The sequence below is a fragment of the Pararhizobium sp. PWRC1-1 genome (genome assembly GCF_049897905.1).
GTDB lineage: Bacteria > Pseudomonadota > Alphaproteobacteria > Rhizobiales > Rhizobiaceae > Pararhizobium.
Genome location: NZ_JAFCXE010000022.1, coordinates 17,743 through 34,205, shown reverse-complemented (window position 1 = coordinate 34,205; position 16,463 = coordinate 17,743). Strand labels below are relative to the sequence as shown.

Annotated in this window: 13 protein-coding genes and 1 pseudogene; 10 read left to right on the top strand and 4 right to left on the bottom strand. The window is 57.7% G+C overall.

The window, feature by feature from the left end; all coding sequences use genetic code 11:
- Nucleotides 1-60 precede the first annotated feature (60 nt).
- A complete protein-coding gene (locus ACP7E0_RS26790; protein WP_426129404.1) occupies nucleotides 61-2,091 on the top strand; it encodes a transcriptional regulator in 2,031 nt (676 codons plus the stop codon).
- Between the two features lie 131 nt (nucleotides 2,092-2,222).
- Here ACP7E0_RS26790 and ACP7E0_RS26785 read toward each other — a convergent pair whose 3' ends face one another.
- Nucleotides 2,223-4,088, bottom strand: a complete 1,866-nt coding sequence (locus ACP7E0_RS26785) for a methyl-accepting chemotaxis protein (RefSeq protein WP_426129403.1) — start codon at nucleotides 4,086-4,088, stop codon at nucleotides 2,223-2,225.
- 413 nt (nucleotides 4,089-4,501) lie between these two features.
- Here ACP7E0_RS26785 and ACP7E0_RS26780 point away from each other — a divergent pair, with 413 nt between their 5' ends.
- The 3 genes and pseudogenes from ACP7E0_RS26780 to ACP7E0_RS26770 form a co-directional block, all read left to right on the top strand.
- Nucleotides 4,502-4,795 carry a type II toxin-antitoxin system Phd/YefM family antitoxin gene (locus ACP7E0_RS26780; RefSeq protein WP_426129401.1) on the top strand — a complete coding sequence of 98 codons (294 nt, stop codon included), beginning with the start codon at nucleotides 4,502-4,504 and terminating at the stop codon, nucleotides 4,793-4,795.
- Nucleotides 4,792-5,169, top strand: a complete 378-nt coding sequence (locus tag ACP7E0_RS26775; RefSeq protein ID WP_426129400.1) for a type II toxin-antitoxin system VapC family toxin — start codon at nucleotides 4,792-4,794, stop codon at nucleotides 5,167-5,169. Before ACP7E0_RS26780 ends, ACP7E0_RS26775 begins: the two co-directional genes overlap by 4 nt.
- 43 nt (nucleotides 5,170-5,212) lie before the next feature.
- Nucleotides 5,213-6,185, top strand: a pseudogene (locus ACP7E0_RS26770) (integrase); the annotation flags it as partial.
- A 16-nt stretch (nucleotides 6,186-6,201) separates the two neighbouring features.
- On the opposite strand, the gene ACP7E0_RS26765 reads toward ACP7E0_RS26770, so the two are convergent.
- The 3 genes from ACP7E0_RS26765 to ACP7E0_RS26755 form a co-directional block, all read right to left on the bottom strand.
- Entirely contained in the window at nucleotides 6,202-6,573 is a 372-nt protein-coding gene (locus ACP7E0_RS26765; protein WP_426129398.1) for a response regulator, read from the bottom strand.
- Nucleotides 6,574-6,737: 164 nt separating this feature from the next.
- Nucleotides 6,738-7,781: a sensor histidine kinase gene (locus ACP7E0_RS26760; RefSeq protein ID WP_426129396.1), complete on the bottom strand. Its 1,044-nt coding sequence runs from the start codon at nucleotides 7,779-7,781 to the stop codon at nucleotides 6,738-6,740.
- Nucleotides 7,778-9,220, bottom strand: a complete 1,443-nt coding sequence (locus ACP7E0_RS26755; protein WP_426129395.1) for an ATPase domain-containing protein — start codon at nucleotides 9,218-9,220, stop codon at nucleotides 7,778-7,780. Before ACP7E0_RS26755 ends, ACP7E0_RS26760 begins: the two co-directional genes overlap by 4 nt.
- On the opposite strand from ACP7E0_RS26755, the gene ACP7E0_RS26750 reads away from it, so the two are divergent.
- The 6 genes from ACP7E0_RS26750 to ACP7E0_RS26725 all read left to right on the top strand — a co-directional run bounded on the left by ACP7E0_RS26750 (nucleotide 9,213) and on the right by ACP7E0_RS26725 (nucleotide 16,282).
- The gene (locus ACP7E0_RS26750) at nucleotides 9,213-9,560 is read left to right on the top strand and encodes a hypothetical protein (protein WP_426129393.1); all 348 of its coding nucleotides are present in this window, start codon (nucleotides 9,213-9,215) and stop codon (nucleotides 9,558-9,560) included. The two genes, ACP7E0_RS26755 and ACP7E0_RS26750, sit on opposite strands and share 8 nt — an antisense overlap.
- 68 nt (nucleotides 9,561-9,628) lie before the next feature.
- Nucleotides 9,629-9,838: a cold-shock protein gene (locus ACP7E0_RS26745; RefSeq protein WP_027687039.1), complete on the top strand. Its 210-nt coding sequence runs from the start codon at nucleotides 9,629-9,631 to the stop codon at nucleotides 9,836-9,838.
- A 146-nt stretch (nucleotides 9,839-9,984) separates the two neighbouring features.
- On the top strand, nucleotides 9,985-10,260 hold the full coding sequence (locus ACP7E0_RS26740) for a hypothetical protein (protein WP_426129391.1): 276 nt from the start codon (nucleotides 9,985-9,987) through the stop codon (nucleotides 10,258-10,260).
- Between the two features lie 327 nt (nucleotides 10,261-10,587).
- A complete protein-coding gene (locus ACP7E0_RS26735; protein WP_426129390.1) occupies nucleotides 10,588-12,048 on the top strand; it encodes a sensor histidine kinase in 1,461 nt (486 codons plus the stop codon).
- Between the two features lie 834 nt (nucleotides 12,049-12,882).
- Nucleotides 12,883-14,214, top strand: coding sequence for a PQQ-dependent sugar dehydrogenase (locus tag ACP7E0_RS26730; RefSeq protein ID WP_426129388.1), 1,332 nt, complete (start codon nucleotides 12,883-12,885; stop codon nucleotides 14,212-14,214).
- 295 nt (nucleotides 14,215-14,509) lie between these two features.
- A complete protein-coding gene (locus ACP7E0_RS26725) occupies nucleotides 14,510-16,282 on the top strand; it encodes an adenylate/guanylate cyclase domain-containing protein (protein ID WP_426129386.1) in 1,773 nt (590 codons plus the stop codon).
- The last annotated feature ends 181 nt before the right edge of the window (nucleotides 16,283-16,463 follow it).

Below are 16,463 nucleotides of genomic sequence, written 5' to 3'. Positions count from 1 at the left end.
CCAAATTTATGTTAGGATAAGCTCAGAGGCGCGAGCGTGGGAGAATGCGTGGAAACTTCCGTGGAAACATCTTCGGGAGATCTGGGCCCCAACCATACGGGAGTGGCCGCGCGGTTTCTTGGCCCTCTCGCCGTTACACGCAACGGTGTCATGATCAAGCTTCCGGCCTCGCGGAAGGTGCGCGCACTCTTTGCCTATCTGGCAATGTCTCGTCGTGCTGTCGGACGCAGCCACCTGTGCGACCTTCTTTGGGATGGTCCAAACGATCCGCGCGGAGAATTGCGCTGGAGCCTCAGCAAACTGCGTGCGATGATCCGCGAATGGGGTATTCCGCACCTCCAGACTTCCGATGAGGTGATCGGTCTTGAGCTGAAAGGCTGCGTCGTCGATGCGGTAGAGGCCGAACAGGCCATCGCCACAGGTATCGCCATGCTAGATAATGCGCGACTGCAGACACTTTGCTCCTCGTTCGCCGGCGATTTCCTGGAAGGACTGGAGATCGACCATTGCCCCGCGTTCGAAATCTGGCTGACAGCGCAACGCCGCCGCTTCCACGCATGCCATATAGCCATCGTCGAACATCTGGCAGGAAGATTGCCCGTGGGCTCCCTAGACAGGAACGCTCTTGTCGAAAAGTGGATCGAACTTGCACCATTCGACGGGAATGCTCATCTGGCACTTCTCAAAAATCTCGCCGAGCGGGGCCAGATTGCAGCCTGCGGCCAGCACCTTTTGGTCGCTGCCCGGCGGTTCGACGCTGAAGAACTGGATTTCGGGCCAGTTCTACGGGCATGGCAGGACATTAAAAGCCAAAAGCAGCTCCAGGGCTACTCCCCGCGGCCTGAGTTGGTGGATACCCAGTCCCACCTGCCCCCCACTATGGCGGCAACCGAGACAGGCTCTCCACGCCGCGCATCCCTCGCAATCATGCCATTTCTGAAGCAGGGCGAGGCGGGCAGCATTGAAGGGGGAATAGCCGACGGACTGACGCACGACATTATCACCCGGCTGGCGAGACTACGAAACCTCTTCATCATCGCGCGGGGATCCGTCTATGCCTTGGCGCAACGCAACTTGGGAGCCGACGCTGCCGGGCGCGCACTGAACGTCGATTATATCGCAAGCGGCGCGGTGCGATATCGCCCTGGCGGCCTTGTCGTCAGTATCGAACTCGTCGAAGTGCGCACGGCGCGCATCGTCTGGACGGAAGTTTACGATCAGCGGATAGACGACACGTTTCTGATGCTCGATGAAATCGGCAACAGGATCGTTGCGTCGATTTCGGGCGAGATCGAGAGTGTCGAAACAAACCGCGCGATCCTGAAAGCCCCGAGCAGTCTAAGTGCCTGGGAGGCTTACCATCGCGGTTTGTGGCACATGTACCGCTTTACACGCGCCGAGAACGAACTGGCGCAGCACTTCTTCGGCACAGCGGTCCGTCTCGATCCGACCTTTGCGAGGGCATATGCCGGACTATCCTTCACACATTGGCAAAGTGCTTTTCAGCGCTGGGGAGAATATGAGTATGAACGAGACCAGGCGTTTGAAACTGCTGGCCAGAGCCTCCTCGTCGACGACCGGAACCCGGCTGCGCACTGGGCCATGGGCCGGGCACTTTGGTTACGCAACAGTCAACAGGAATCTGTGACGGAACTGGAGCTTGCGGTTGATCTCAGTCCGAATTTTGCACTCGGCCATTATGCACTCTCTTTTGTGCAGTCGCAGTCGGGCGATGCGGAAGCGGCGATCCTATCGTCTGACCACTCCCGCCTCCTCAGCCCGTTTGATCCTTTGCTCTTTGGTATGTTGGGCGCGCGCGCAATGGCCCATGTGCGTCTGGGGGAGTTCCAGGAAGCCGCAGAATGGGCGATGAAAGCGGCCGCCCGGCCGAACGCGCACAATATTATCCTGGCAATTGCCGCACATTGCCTAGCCTTGGCCGGAAGGCTGGACGAGGCACGGATGTTTTCAACCGCCGTGCGCAAGACTTTGCCGCACTATTGTTTCGACGACTTCGCCAATACGTTTCGGTTCACGCCAGAGGCAACGGCTCTGTTTCGCCAAGGAGCCAAACGGATCGGCCTTGATTGATGGCATCCGGCCTAGGAACTAGGATTAGCAGGCCGTTCTTTTGTTGCATTGTAAAAGATGCGAAAGCATCAGCACGCAGGGATAATGCGGTGCAGAGTACTGGCGGGCGGCGCTCCAACGCGTGTTGAGCGCTATGCAGCTCGTGGCGACTTGGTTGCGGCTTGTTTGGCTTGCGGCCATGCCGTGCCCGACGCGCCGACCTTGAATTGCAACAGGAGCTGGTTAAGGTGATGGACTTCGGACGCAAGGCTATGGCTTGCGGCCGTCGATTGCTCGACCATCGCAGCATTTTGCTGTGTGCCCTGATCCATGCTGTTCACCGCCGTGCTGATCTCTTGCAGGCCAAGGGACTGTTCACGCGACGCATCCACAATAGCATTCACATGCCCGCTGATCTCCTTCACTTCGGCGACAATGGTTTCCAGCGCTTGTCCGGCTTGCCCTACGAGAGCAACGCCCGACTTCACCTGTCCGTTGGAGCGATTGATCAGGGTCTTAATCTCCTTTGCGGCGGTGGCCGAACGCTGCGCCAATTCACGCACTTCCTGCGCGACTACTGCAAAACCCTTGCCGGCATCGCCGGCACGGGCCGCCTCGACGCCTGCATTCAGCGCAAGAAGGTTGGTCTGGAAAGCGATTTCGTCGATTACGCCGACGATACTGCCGATCTCGCCTGATGAGTGCCTAATACCGTCCATAGCTTCGACGGCATCACGTACGACTTCACCGGACTTTTCGGCCTCCACGCGCGTTCTGCTCACGAGAGTACCGACTTCTGCAGCGCGAGCTGCCGCGTTCCTGACCGTTGTCGTAATCTGTTCCAGAGCTGCGGCAGTCTCTTCTACCGATGCTGCCTGCATTTCTGTACGTTTCGAAAGGTTGTCTGCGCCAGCCCCGATTTCCTTCGCACCAGAGTTGATCGACGCGGCTGTCTGGCCAACCGATCGCAATGCCTCCTGAAGTCGCGATAGCGACTCATTGAAATTCCCGCGCAAGCCCTCGAGATGAGGCGCGAACGGTTCCTCAATGCGGTATGTAAGATCGCCATCTGCCAGGCGGACGAGTCCGTTTGTTACGCCATCAATAGCAATCTGATCTTGAGCTGCCTTCCTGTCCTCGGCAGATTGCCTGGCTGCGGCATCGTCAGCTGCCTGGATACGTGCTTCCTCCGTTTCGGCCGCGAGCCGCAGCCTTTCACGCGCATTGCCCCTGAACACATCAAGGGCTTTGGCGATTTTGCCGAATTCGTCACTACGCTGCGAGTAGGGAATATCGCCGGCGAGGCGGCCTTCCGAAACGCTGCCAACAGCTTCGATTAGCTTGCCGAGCGGCCTGAGCAAGGCGCGGTTGGAAACTAAAGCCACGACAGCGCTGACCAGTAGAGCAATCAGTCCCGAGAAAAGGGCCACGAGCTGCAAGTGGTGGATTCGACCGACGTAGACCTCCATCGCAAGGCCCACAAACAGTACGCCGACCGTTTTCCGCGCCGCATTGAGGACTGGGAAGTATCCAGTCATGAAATCTTTGCCGAACAGCTGGGCCGGACCAAAATAGGCTTCGCCTCGTGCAAGAAACGCCTGTGCCGGGTGATCTACTGCCAGCATCGTGCCCGTGGCCCGAGTTCCGTCGTTTTTCTTGACGTTTGTCGAAACCCGTTCGAAACCGGTTGGTGTCTTGGAAAAGATCGTTGCTACGCCGTCGATGGACGCTGCCGTGTGATCCACCAGCGCGTGATCAGCTGTCTCAGTGAGCGCCTCGGCTGTGACGCCCGCGAGCCTATGGCCCTGAAGATCGACTTTAAGCTCTGTCGAGCGAAGGTTATATAGGATTGCCATCGTGCGGGCTGCAGCATGCGTGTCCTCTAGTGCCTGCTCCATTTCGAATTTCTTCAGATTGTACATCATCATTCCGGCGACGATCGAAATGCTGAGGAATATGAGCGCAAGTGTCGTAGCGACAATTTTATAGGCGACGGATGATTTCAGCATGGCCGGCATGGGAGCCTCTCTCAAACGGTACAGTGAAACCGCCAACGGCATGTCGGCGGCCCACGAAACTGGGTTGCTGGAGTCATTCCATAATTTTGAACTGCACACATCATGCCGCGCAGTGTTCCGGCCGTTCAATCGGCCACTACCAAGCGGAGCGTCATATTCGCCAAGGACAGAATTGCAGCACGCAGCTTCAGGGCATTTTAGCACCAGACAAATTAACGAAACTTCCATTGAATCGTTATGAAATACTCAGTGCCTAATCAGATTGAAGTTATCTTGGTGATAAGGTTGGGATGCCAGTAAGAATGCCATCACCTCCGCTAAGTAATGCTTATCGGAAGTGATACGTACACTGACGTTGTACGCGGCCATAGAGCCGTGATAAAGTACCCCAACGGCCAAATTCGGAGAGCCTGATGCCCCAAACAAGCTACAGAATCAGCGAAGCCCGCAAGAATTTCGCAGAAGTCCTCGAACGCGCCAACAAGGGCGAAGAGATCGTCATCATGCGCGGCAACGAAGTTTATGCCCGTATCGGTCCAGCGGCCGACGGCGTCAAGCGTCCCTTTGGCCTACTTCGCCATCGTGGCCTGCCCGACGACCTGTTCGATACCACAGATGCCGAGCAGGCAGCCGTCGACGCTGGTGACTGGAATGATGATACCGGCGTCTGGCAAGGCAAATCGAGTGGCGGCGATAGCACCCAATGAAAGTCCTGCTCGACAGCCACGCCGTCTACTGGTGGACAATCGGTAGTGATCGCCTGTCCACGAAGGCACGATCAATGATCGAGGACAAGGCAAACGCCATCCTCGTCAGTGCGGTCACGTTCTACGAGCTGGACTACAAGATGCGAATGAACAAGCTCGACCTCAAGCCACAGGAGTTGCGCGCTGCGGTCACAGCCAGCGGTTTGCAGACCCTTTCCATCACCGATCTGCATGCCGAACTCGCAGCTGCTTTCGACTGGGAGCATCGGGATCCCTGGGACCGCATTCTCGCCGCCCAGGCGCGGCTGGAGAATTGCACGTTCGTCTCGACTGATCTGATGTTCGATGCAGTCTTGCACGAGCGCGTCTGGTAAGGGTGCAACGGCGATACGATCACAACGAGAATGGATTGCCGAAATGAGCAGCGCATCGTCACGTTCGATCGCAAAACGCATCGCAGAGCTTGATACGATCGCAGCGGTGCTGCCGCTTGAGCGCCGCGACGAGCTGGCAGAATTGCTGACTGACCAAGATATAGAAACGCTTCGTCACCTCATTAACGAAGGCATGGGCGCCAACACGCTTCGGGCGCTGACGTCGGACCTCGCCTATCTGCAGGCCTGGTCGCTGGCCGCGACCGGTGCCTCCCTCCCCTGGCCGGCGCCTGAAGGCCTTAGCTCTGAAATTCGTCGCCCACCATTTATGGCAGCCCGAACAGCGCGAGATCGATCCTCACCACGGCATGCCGGCCGCTGTCGAGCGGAGTCTGCGCGACCAGCGGTTCCTTCGAACATCCGGGTCGCATGCCCCCGATACCGTAAGGCGCCGCCTCGCCAGTTGGTCGACGATCACGAAATGGCGTGGGTTGACCGGCGCCTTCAACTCCCCTGCCCTGAAGTCGGCGATCCGCCTTGCCGTCCGCGCGACACCGCGGCCGCGAAGACGCAAAAGCGCTAAAGCTGTGACGGGTGACGTGCTTTCCAAGCTGCTCGCGACCTGCAGTACCGACAGTCTCAGGGATTTGCGCGACCGGGCGATCCTGATGGTTGGCTTTGCCTCTGGTGGCCGCCGGCGCAGTGAGATTGCTGGCCTGCGCAACGACCAGCTGACGATCGAGGCGCCTATCACGGTCGGAGGCGCCCCTCCCCTCCCCTCACTATCAATCCATTTGGGCCGTACCAAAACCAGCGGTAAGGAGGACGATGAAGTGGTCTATCTGACCGGCAGTCCTGTTGACGCGCTGAATGCGTGGCTTGCCGCAGCAAAGATCGACAGTGGAAGCGTGTTTCGGGCGATCGATCGCTGGGAGACCGTGTCGCGCCGCCCGATCGATCCGAAGGCGATCAACGGTATTGTCAAACAGCGTGCAGTGAGGGCCGGACTTAACCCAGAGGATCAGCTTATGCCTACGCTCCCGCCAGCATTTCCCTCATCGTCGCGATTACGCGGGCGTGGTCGTACGGTTTGCTGAAAAACTTGCCCTTAACTGGTAAAAGCTCATCGCTCAAGTGACGGTGGCCGGAAGCCACGATGATCTTGACCGGGGGCCACCTTTCGCGAACAGCAGAAGCCAGCTTCAATCCGTCCATGCTGCCCGGCATGTCGATGTCGGTGAACATTAACCGGATCTCCGGATGGGCGTTCAGAATGTCTATGGCTTCATCGGCATTTGAAGCTTCGAGCACAATGAACCCCTCGTTCTCAAGCGACATTGCTATATCCAGCCGTACGAGCGCCTCGTCTTCGACGACAACGACTGTGATCGCCTTTTGCGTCATCCCTCATACTCTCCGCAGTTGACGCTTGCACATGTGTCTTTTTTAAATACGCGAACCAGATGAACGCGCGGAAAGACGGATTGATCCAAGGAGGAACCGGATTATCTTTCATGGCGTTGCGGTGAAAAGAAATTTCATTCCCTGATTGATAAAATTGTCACAATCTATTGTCGCGCTGAAATGCAGGCAAGCGACCCTTTCAGTGAGAAGCGAAAACCCTCCGGAGCGAAGACGATTTCTGGAACCGTGCCGAATAACGATCCTAACGCGGAGCGCACATATCGCGTTCCATAGCCCTGCCGCGTCGGTTCTCGAACAGCCGGCCCCCCGACTTCAGTCCAGTTCAGAGAGAGTTCGGAACTGCCGTTTGTGGCAACAGACCACTGGAGTTCAACATGCCCATCGGGATGCGAAAGGGCACCATATTTGATTGCGTTCGTTATCAGCTCGTGCAGGCAAAGCGCGATCGTCGTTCCGGCCTCCCGGCTGACAACCAGATCCGACCCCGTGACGTCTATGCGGCTGATGCCATCGCTGTTGTATGGAGAAACCGTCAGCTCAACGATGGCTGAAAGCGAAACCTCCTCACCGCCAGCCTCAAAGACAGCACTATGGACATTTGATAGCGCCTGCAGGCGACCGGCAAAATCGCTTGCCAGTTCCTCGACAGACGTGGCGCCACGCCGTGTCATCTGGAAAATCGAGGTGACGCTCGCCAGGATGTTTTTGACCCGGTGATTGAGCTCCAGACGCAGTTCTCTTTCGCGCTCGATTGAATCGCGGACCTGGCGCTGGCGCAGCCGGACCAACAAATTTGATTGAATCCCATTCACGAGTTCCAGTGGTGCGATCGGCCGCGTGTAAAACAAGAGACGCGAACCGGGCCAGAAATTCAGCAATTGACTGCGAATTCGTGTTATCGGCGCTGTGCGCTCTAAAAGGACGATAATCGGCACCTCGGACCAGTCGGGCTGCTCCGCGAGATGCGTGGCAATTCGCGCAATAACCTGCGTGTTCAAAGCCTCATGGGTGATGACGATGATACCCGGAGACAAAGCGAGATGCTCGACCAGAACACCATCCGCCTTGGCCGCCTTGACCTCGATCTTCTGTTCACGAAGAAAGGCAGCGACGTAATCGGCGTCCTTGCGAAAGGGAGCAAGGACGAGCACCCAGTCCAGCTCACTTTCGGTGGGGACTGCCTTCATTTCGGATCAGGCAGGGGATTATAGGCGACCACACTGACGCGTCCGCTTTCGATGATCAGTTCACGGATATTGAGATCGTGTGGACCGTGACGCTTTTTGACCACGGTAATGTTTCGGCGAAGGCGCCCCTCATGCTCCATGATCCGCAGAAGCAGAACAGTGTCGCCGAGAAAGCTGACATCGACGTCGATGCCGACATTCTGGCCGATTAGACCGTGCTGAGCAACGATCAGCATCGTCAGGACACCTGAGCGGGCAAGGTACTTCAGCAGCGATTGAATGTCGCGAACCGCTTTTTCGCGATGGGGCAGAGAATTTAGGTATCCCGTCAGGCTGTCGATGACCACGACCCGCGACTTGTTTTGCGTGACGGCGTCCTGGACGATTTGGCCAAACTCGCCGGGCGAGATTTCGTTAGGATTGAAATCTCGCAGGATGAGCTTACCATCCTTGTGAAACTGCCTGAGCTCCATGCCCAAACCTTCGGACCGACGAAAGAAGGTCTCCAGCCGCTCCTCGAATAGAAAAAGAGCAACGTTTTCTCCGCGTTCGAGCGCCGCCGTCGCATAAAGGGAAGACATAGTCGATTTGCCAGTGCCTGACTGCCCGATGACCAACGTAGTGGTTCCAGGCTCCTGGCCACCGCCGAACATTTCGTCAAGCTCGGCAACCCCGGATTTGATCAGCTGCGGTTTGGAGCTCTCTGATGCAGCGCTAGGCATGATGCGGGGAAACACGACAACGCCCTCGCCTTCACGGATAGCCATATCGTGATAGCCGTCGGCAATCGGCACTCCGCGCATCTTTGAAACCTCGATGCGGCGACGCACGCCACCATATTCCTCCAGCGACTTGTCGAACCGGATAACGCCGTGGGCAAGACCTTCGACCTCCTCGCCGCTGCGATCGTAGCCGGGCGTTTGTGTATCCAGCAGCAATGCGACAACATTCTTTTTTGCAAGGAACGATTTGAAACCGATCAGTTCACGGCGAAAGCGCGGACTATCACCGGTGATCAGCCGGATTTCGAGAAGGGAATCATAAACGAGACGCCGAGGCTTGTGCTCATCGATTGCCGCTTCGATAGCTTTCCTCGTCTCGTCCAGCCGTAGGTCGGCGGTCAGGAAGATGCTCTGGTCGTCTGCCTCATTCACCGTGCCTGATGTCGACAGCTCCTCGACCCTAATTCCGTCAAGCGTCCAGCCATGCGAAACGGCGATCGCTTCAAGCTCTGCGGTTGTTTGAGAAAGCGTGACGTAGATGCAGCTCTCGCCGGCCTCGACACCGGCGCGCAAAAATTGCAGCGCGGCTGTCGTCTTGCCCGATCCCGGCGCACCCTGAAGCATGTAAAGGTTCGATGCAGGCAGGCCACCGCGCAGGATTTCATTCAACCCCGCAATTCCGGTGCTGACAACTGCGGACTTTTTCTGTTTGGGCATGTTCGTCTTCCGCTTTAATGCTCGGCGCATATTGAAAATCGATGGCGCCCATCATCCGGAGAAGAGCCGCGTTGATGTTATATGTGCCTTTCTAAAAACTTCAATGATGGCTGTGCTGCGTGCAACAAGCCATGTGAATTTTTTGATGAAAATCCATTGCCCGTCGCAAGTTAGAAATATTGTAAAGGATGGAATCCAGGATTTACCAGAAAATCGCAGTCGAAAACTAACCGTTGACGCCGCAATCCAAACTGGCTACAAGCTGATTTATCGATTTTTTCTTGCCGAGCTTTGGTTACCACGCGACTGGCACCGCGTTTTGAACGAACCCTCCCTTTAAAACGATCGTTATCATCATCCGCAATGCTTTGCGTTGCGGTCGTCTATATTGCTATGAAAGGGTTTATCATGACCACTGGCACCGTAAAATGGTTCAATTCCACAAAGGGCTTCGGCTTCATTCAGCCTGACAACGGCGGCGCTGACGCCTTCGTTCACATCTCTGCCGTCGAGCGCGCCGGAATGCGCGAAATCGTCGAGGGCCAGAAGATCGGTTTTGACCTCGAGCGCGACAACAAGTCGGGCAAGATGTCTGCCTGTAACCTGCAGGCCGTATAATCGGTAACTGCTTTCCTTTGACCACGGATGTACCGGCACTGTCGAAAGCAACTACCAATCGAGGTCAGGCAGATTGCCTGGCCTTTTTTTGTTCCTGACGCAGCGCACGGGCCCGTGGCAGGTCTGCCAGAATCACGAGAGATCCGATGAACGAGAAAACAAGTGAACTTCAGGCGATTAACACCGCATGGCAAATTGCGATCCAGGAAATTTTGAGAATGGTCGTCCGCGACCTTTACAAATCCGGCGACGAGGCTTCATTCCTCGCGCATATCAAACGCATTGAAGAGGCTGCCGTCGATAGTATTTACACCGGGCTGATGCTGCGCGGGACAGACGAGTGGACCGAAGTCCTCGTTAAAGAGAAGGCCAGCAATTTTGTTACAACCCTTCTTACATCGTTCACATACGATCGGGTCTGAAGCGCCTCAACTTACGGCTTCGTAATTGCCGATCATCACTGATGAATCACGCACCCTGGTTCTTCGCGACCCAAGTATCGCATATACCGGGGTTTTCCCGTCTGACGAAGCTCGGATGAGTCGCTGTTAAAGGGCGGTCCGCCAAACTCCCCTACCGCCGACCTTGCGCGCAATCAAATTACTCAAACACCCACGCGGACTGGCATGTTGCGCTAACGCTATGTACCAAATAGGATTCGCGCTCGAAACTGAAATAGTTTGGCCGTTATATGCGTTGAACTGCTGAGCGAAAGTTTGAACTAAATGGGAGGCACGCGAGGGGTTTCAATGCACAAACACAATCCGGCTACCTCCGATCAGGGCTCGATGGCTGACATAATCCGCAACTATGACTGGGCAAGCACCAGTCTCGGACCGATGTCATCCTGGGCGTCTCAATTAAAATGTGCGGTTGACATAGCAATTCCGTCAGGTGCGCAGATCGTGATGTTTTGCGGTGATGACTTCACCGCCATCTATAATGATGCATACGCCCCATCGATCGGTACAAAGCACCCCGGCGCGCTAGGGAGACCGGCGAAAGAGAACTGGGCCGAACTTTGGGACGACCTGGAACCGCTTCTGCTTAAAGTTCGCGACGCCGGCGAGACCGTCGTGGCAAAGGACAGGCCCTTTTATATCGAACGGCACGGCGTACCGGAAACGGTGTACTTCGACATCTCCTATTCTCCCGTTTCCGACGAACACGGGCATGTGCTCGCCGTGCTGTGTATCGTCAATGAGACGACGGAACGGGTTGGCTACGAGGCGACGCTCAAGCGCATGGCGTCGATCATCGCCTCTTCTGAAGATGCGATCCTCGGTATCGACCTCGCCATGACGGTTACCGATTGGAACAATGGCGCCGAGAATCTCTACGGTTTCTCCGCCGAGGAAATTGTTGGCCGATCGGTCATGGTTCTTGTTCCAGATGACCGCGTCGACGAGGAGGCGCGCATCATCGCCCGCATCAAGGCTGGAGAGCGCGTAGACACCCATGAGACCGTCAGGCGGCACAGGAGCGGCCGTCTCCTGGATGTTTCTTTGACTGTCTCACCAATCTATGACGGAGATGGCAAGATCGTCGGTGCTTCGAAAATTGCCCGCGACATAACGGCAGGAAGGGAAGCGCAGCGCGTTCAGGATCTCCTTATTGGCGAGCTGAACCATCGCGTCAAGAACGTCCTTGCGACGGTAGCCGCGATTGCCCGTCAGACTTTTGCCGGCGCGCCGGACATCGAACGGGCAAGGACAGCTTTCGACGCCCGCTTGCAAAGCCTGGCCCGAGCGCATGACCTGCTTACGCGAGGAAGTTGGGAGGCCGCCAGCCTTCGTACCGCGGTTTCCGAAGCGTTGTCTCCCTACCCACCTGAACAGTTCGACATCAGCGGTCCCGATGTCGATGTCTCGCCGAAGGCCGTGGTGGCCCTCGCACTCATTCTGCACGAGCTTGCCACGAATGCTGCAAAATATGGCGCGTTGGGAGCCAGTTCCGGAAAAGTGGTAGTGTCATGGGACGTCTCAACTCCCGACGCGCAACTGACTTTGTCGTGGAAAGAAACCGGGGGGCCACCAGTCACGCCGCCGACCCGCAGGGGCTTCGGATCCCGGTTGATTGAAGCCCTCTCGTCTGGCCAACTCCGGGGCCACGTAGACCTCAACTATGACGTTTGCGGCGTCCATTGCATCATCGGCGCGCCGCTCGAAAGCGGATGGGGCGACCACGACCATACTCATTCGCGGCTTTGATTTACGGCACTGGGCTGTCAGGATCGTCGCAATCGTTTGATGCGCTCAAGGTACTGGGGATGGTACGGATGATCGAGTGCCCCTCTTCGAAAGGTCGCCCACGATCTTTGCTGTTCCCTCGACTGAACGTGTCATCACGACCCTGAGATCACGGCGAATTTCTCGCTTTGGCGGACATTCCCGTTTACCGGTTTTGTGCAGTAGAAAGTAACTGCCGACGCGTAATTTAGCGGACCGCACGCGTTGATTTCTAACTAGGGTCCTGCCGCACCAGTCTTAGCGGGGCAACTAAAAATGCTGGCGGAAAATGTAGCTACCTGCGGACTTTCCGTAAGGCTATTGGCAGGCTCCGACACTCGCTCGCCCGAGCTTCGAAATCACCGCCAAGATACTTACGCGTGTTCGTCTTCCTGAGGGCGGACGCTCACGACGTGATCGAGGAACAGGTCGATGGAGCAGTTCGTCGATGAATTCCTGAACCTGGGCGTCGGTCCTATAGTCCCTATCGAACAACGAGCCGACCTTCACCTCGAATTCGAAGAACTGGTTGAAGACCCACGCTGAGGTGGAGACCCTGGTCCAGTTAGCAAATCCGTCGGTCCTCATCAGCGTCACCGACGACTCGGACAGGAATTCAGAGCCGCCGGTTAGGTTCTAAATAGCGTCGATGGTGAATTTCCATCCTCCTGTGGCCGCCGCCTTGATGATGCAGTGCGCTTGGCACAGTATGACAAGGCGGGCCGTTTCAGCTCAATACCGGCCGAGGACTGAGGAATACTCTGAATGGATTATGCGTCTGATGTGCAGAGGTGCAATTCCCATGGAGAACATCCGATGAAACCCCGCTTCTCGCAAATTTCGGTTGTCTTGATTGCTGGCGCGCTGCTCACGGCCTGCGCTGCTGTCTCGGGGCAAAGAACGGAGGCGACAGCGAGTGGCGGCGGCTACGGCACGAACCCGACGCTGCCGAAGCCGCGGCCCACCCTGATCCCGACCATCAACATCGTCGAGGCGAAAGGATGGCCGGGCGGAGCCCTGCCAAAACCGGCCATGGGGCTGACGGTCAACGCCTTTGCGGGAGGCCTTGACCATCCGCGCTGGTTACACGTGATGCCAAATGGCGACGTGCTGGTGGCCGAGACCAATGCTCCCGCCAAGAAGGAAAGCGGCTTCAGCCTGCGCAGAGTTTTCATGAGTGCGGCGATGAAGCGCGCTGGCGCTGCGACTGAAAGCGCTAATCGCATCACGCTGCTGCGCGACACCAACCATGACGGCATTGCCGACGTCCGCAAGCCATTCATCGAGGGTCTGAACTCGCCCTTCGGCATGACGCTTTCAAAAGGCATACTCTATGTCGCCAATACCGACGCCATCGTCGCCTTCCCCTACTCCAATGGCCAGACTCGGATAACGGCGCGGCCGGAAAAAATTGTCGATCTACCCGCCGGGCCGATCAATCATCACTGGACCAAAGACGTCATCGCCAGCCGCGACGGAAGCAAGCTCTACGTCACCGTCGGATCCAACAGCAATGTCGGGGAAAACGGCATGGCGGCAGAAGAAAACCGCGCCGCCCTTCTGGAGGTCGATCTCGCAACCCACCGCACGCGGGTCTTCGCCTCGGGCTTGCGAAACCCGAACGGACTTTCCTGGAATCCGGAGAACGGCGGGCTCTGGGTCGCCGTCAACGAACGCGACGAGATCGGCGACGACCTCGTCCCGGACTACATGACCTCCATTCGGGAGGGCGGCTTTTACGGATGGCCCTACAGCTATTACGGTCAGAACGTCGATGTTCGGGCCAAGCCGCCACGCATGGATCTGGTCGAGAAGTCAATCAAACCCGACTATGCGCTCGGCTCCCACACCGCCTCCCTCGGGCTGACATTCGCCAATGGTTCGTCGCTCGGTCGGGCCTATCGCGGCGGTGCATTCGTCGGCCAACATGGCTCGTGGAACCGCAGTGTCCACAGCGGCTACAAGGTGATCTTCGTGCCCTTCCGCAACGGCAAACCTTCAGGACCGCCGAAGGATATCCTCACCGGCTTTATCGGCCGTGACGACAAGGCCATGGGCCGCCCGGTCGGCGTCGCCTTCGACAGGACCGGCGCCCTGCTCGTCGCCGACGATGTCGGTAACATCATCTGGCGTGTAAGCCGAAGATAGGCGCCGATGACTGGACTTCAAACCCATTTGCGATGCTTAGATGCGTTTCGGAGTGGGGTTTGACTCCGTCGTAGGCGCTGAACGTTGACCCCGGTCTCGCGCAACAACCCTGTAGTCTTGCTGGATTTTAGCATATGTCCACCGGGGTCAACCTTCGGCGCCGAAAGGGGTCAAAGGTCGACACTTAAACACACCATGGCCAACTCGATCTCAACCAGAATCGCTCTGAGCAGCGGCTAAAAGTTCTTTCTTGCCCTCTTTCTCCCTGCTATCGTGGAAGTTAGGAGACAGCGCCATGAGCGAGAACCGAAAGCTGGCTGCAATCCTGGCCGCGGACGTGGTTGGGTACAGCCGGCTTGCCGGCGCCGACGAGGACCTCACCCTGGCGAGGTTGCGGACACTCCGCAGCGATCTCATCGATCCGACGATCGCCGTGCACCATGGCCGGGTGGTAAAGCGCACCGGCGATGGTGCGCTGGTCGAGTTCCGCAGCGTGGTGGACGCCGTGCGCTGCGCCATTGAGGTGCAGAACGGTATGGTGGAGCGCAATCGCGGCGTCCCGCAGGACCGTCGCATTGAGTTCCGGATCGGTATCCATTTGGGCGACGTCGTCGAGGAAAGCGACGGCGATCTGATGGGCGACGGCGTCAACATCGCCTCGCGATTGGAGGGCGTCGCCGCGGCGGGCGCCATCTGCCTATCCGAGGATGCCTATCGCCAAGTTAAGGCGAGGCTCGACCTCTCGGTTAGTGATCTCGGCAGCACGCAGCTCAAGAACATCGCCGAGCCGATCCGGGTCTATTCACTGCAAGTCGGCAGCACAGGGACCAATTTAGCCGCGACCTTCGAAACCTCGACGAGCCAACCGGCGACGGCAGCGTCGCCGAACCTGTCGATCGCCGTCCTGCCCTTCGCCAATATGAGCGGTGACGCCGAACAGGACTACTTCGCCGACGGCATCTCGGAAGACATCATCACGGCGCTATCGAAGCTGTCGCAGCTCTTCGTCATCGCTCGCAATTCGTCGTTCACTTTCAAGGGCAAGAACGTCCATGTGCAGGAGGTGGGCACGAAGCTCGGCGTGCGGTATATACTTGAGGGCAGCGTACGCAAATCGGGGAACCGGGTACGCATCACCGCGCAGCTTATCGACGCGACCACCGGCGGGCATCTATGGGCGGAGCGTTTCGATCGCGACCTCACCGACATATTCGCGGTTCAGGACGATGTCACGCAGCAGATCGTCGGCGCGCTGGCGGTCAATCTGACAGAGGGCGATCGGCAAAGACTTGCGCCGGGGCAGCCCCGGCACCCCGAGACGTATGACTGCTTCTTGCGTGGCCGGGAGCTGTGGCACCGGCTGACGAAGCAAACGAACAGCGACGCCCGCGACCTTTTGCAACGTGCCGTTGAACTAGACCCGAACTTCGCCTCGGCGCACGCCTTCCTCGCCCTTACCCACGCGCTTGACTACCTGAACCGGTGGAGCGCGTTGCCGCAGCGCTCGATCGAGCAAGCCGAAGAGGCTGCGACGCTGGCAGTCGCGCGGGATGATAGCGATCCCGTGGCGCACTGGTCGCTGAGTGTGGTCAACCTTTACTCGCGACAGCACGATGGAGCCATCAGCGAGGCCGAGCGTGCGATAGTCCTCAATCCGAACTTCGCCGAAGGGCAGGTCAGCCTCGGCGAGGCACTTGTCTATTCAGGCAGATCCGAGGAGGCACTCGCCTATTTCGATCGGGCGAGGGTGCTGAACCCATACTTTCCGGATATCGTTATTCACTTTCAGGCTTGGGCCTTGTTTCAACTGGGAAGGTACGAAGAGGCCGTCGAACTGTTGCTGCAGCGCGTGAGCCGCAACCCCGTCACCGATGTCTCGCGCGCGCTTCTGGCCGCCTGTTACGGGCACCTCGGCCGTTTCGAAGAGGCTCGCGCGACGTGGCAAGAGGTGCTGCGCGTCAATCCCGACTACTCCTTGGAATACCGTCGCAAAGTCTTGCCCTTCAAGAACCCCGCTGACTTCGAGCTCGTCATGGAGGGGCTACGCAAGGCCGGTGTCGTTCAATGACGGTGATTATGTCCGATCTTGAACCTGTTGCCGCCATTTGCACAGAGGATAAGCAATAGCCGTGCCGGCGCAACGACGACCTCCAGCGTGATCGCCAGCAAGATCTGCTTACACCAACCGCCTGCCTAGAACTCAGATAAATCCCATTCAACCTCACCGCACACTCCCTTCGGCGCAGCGG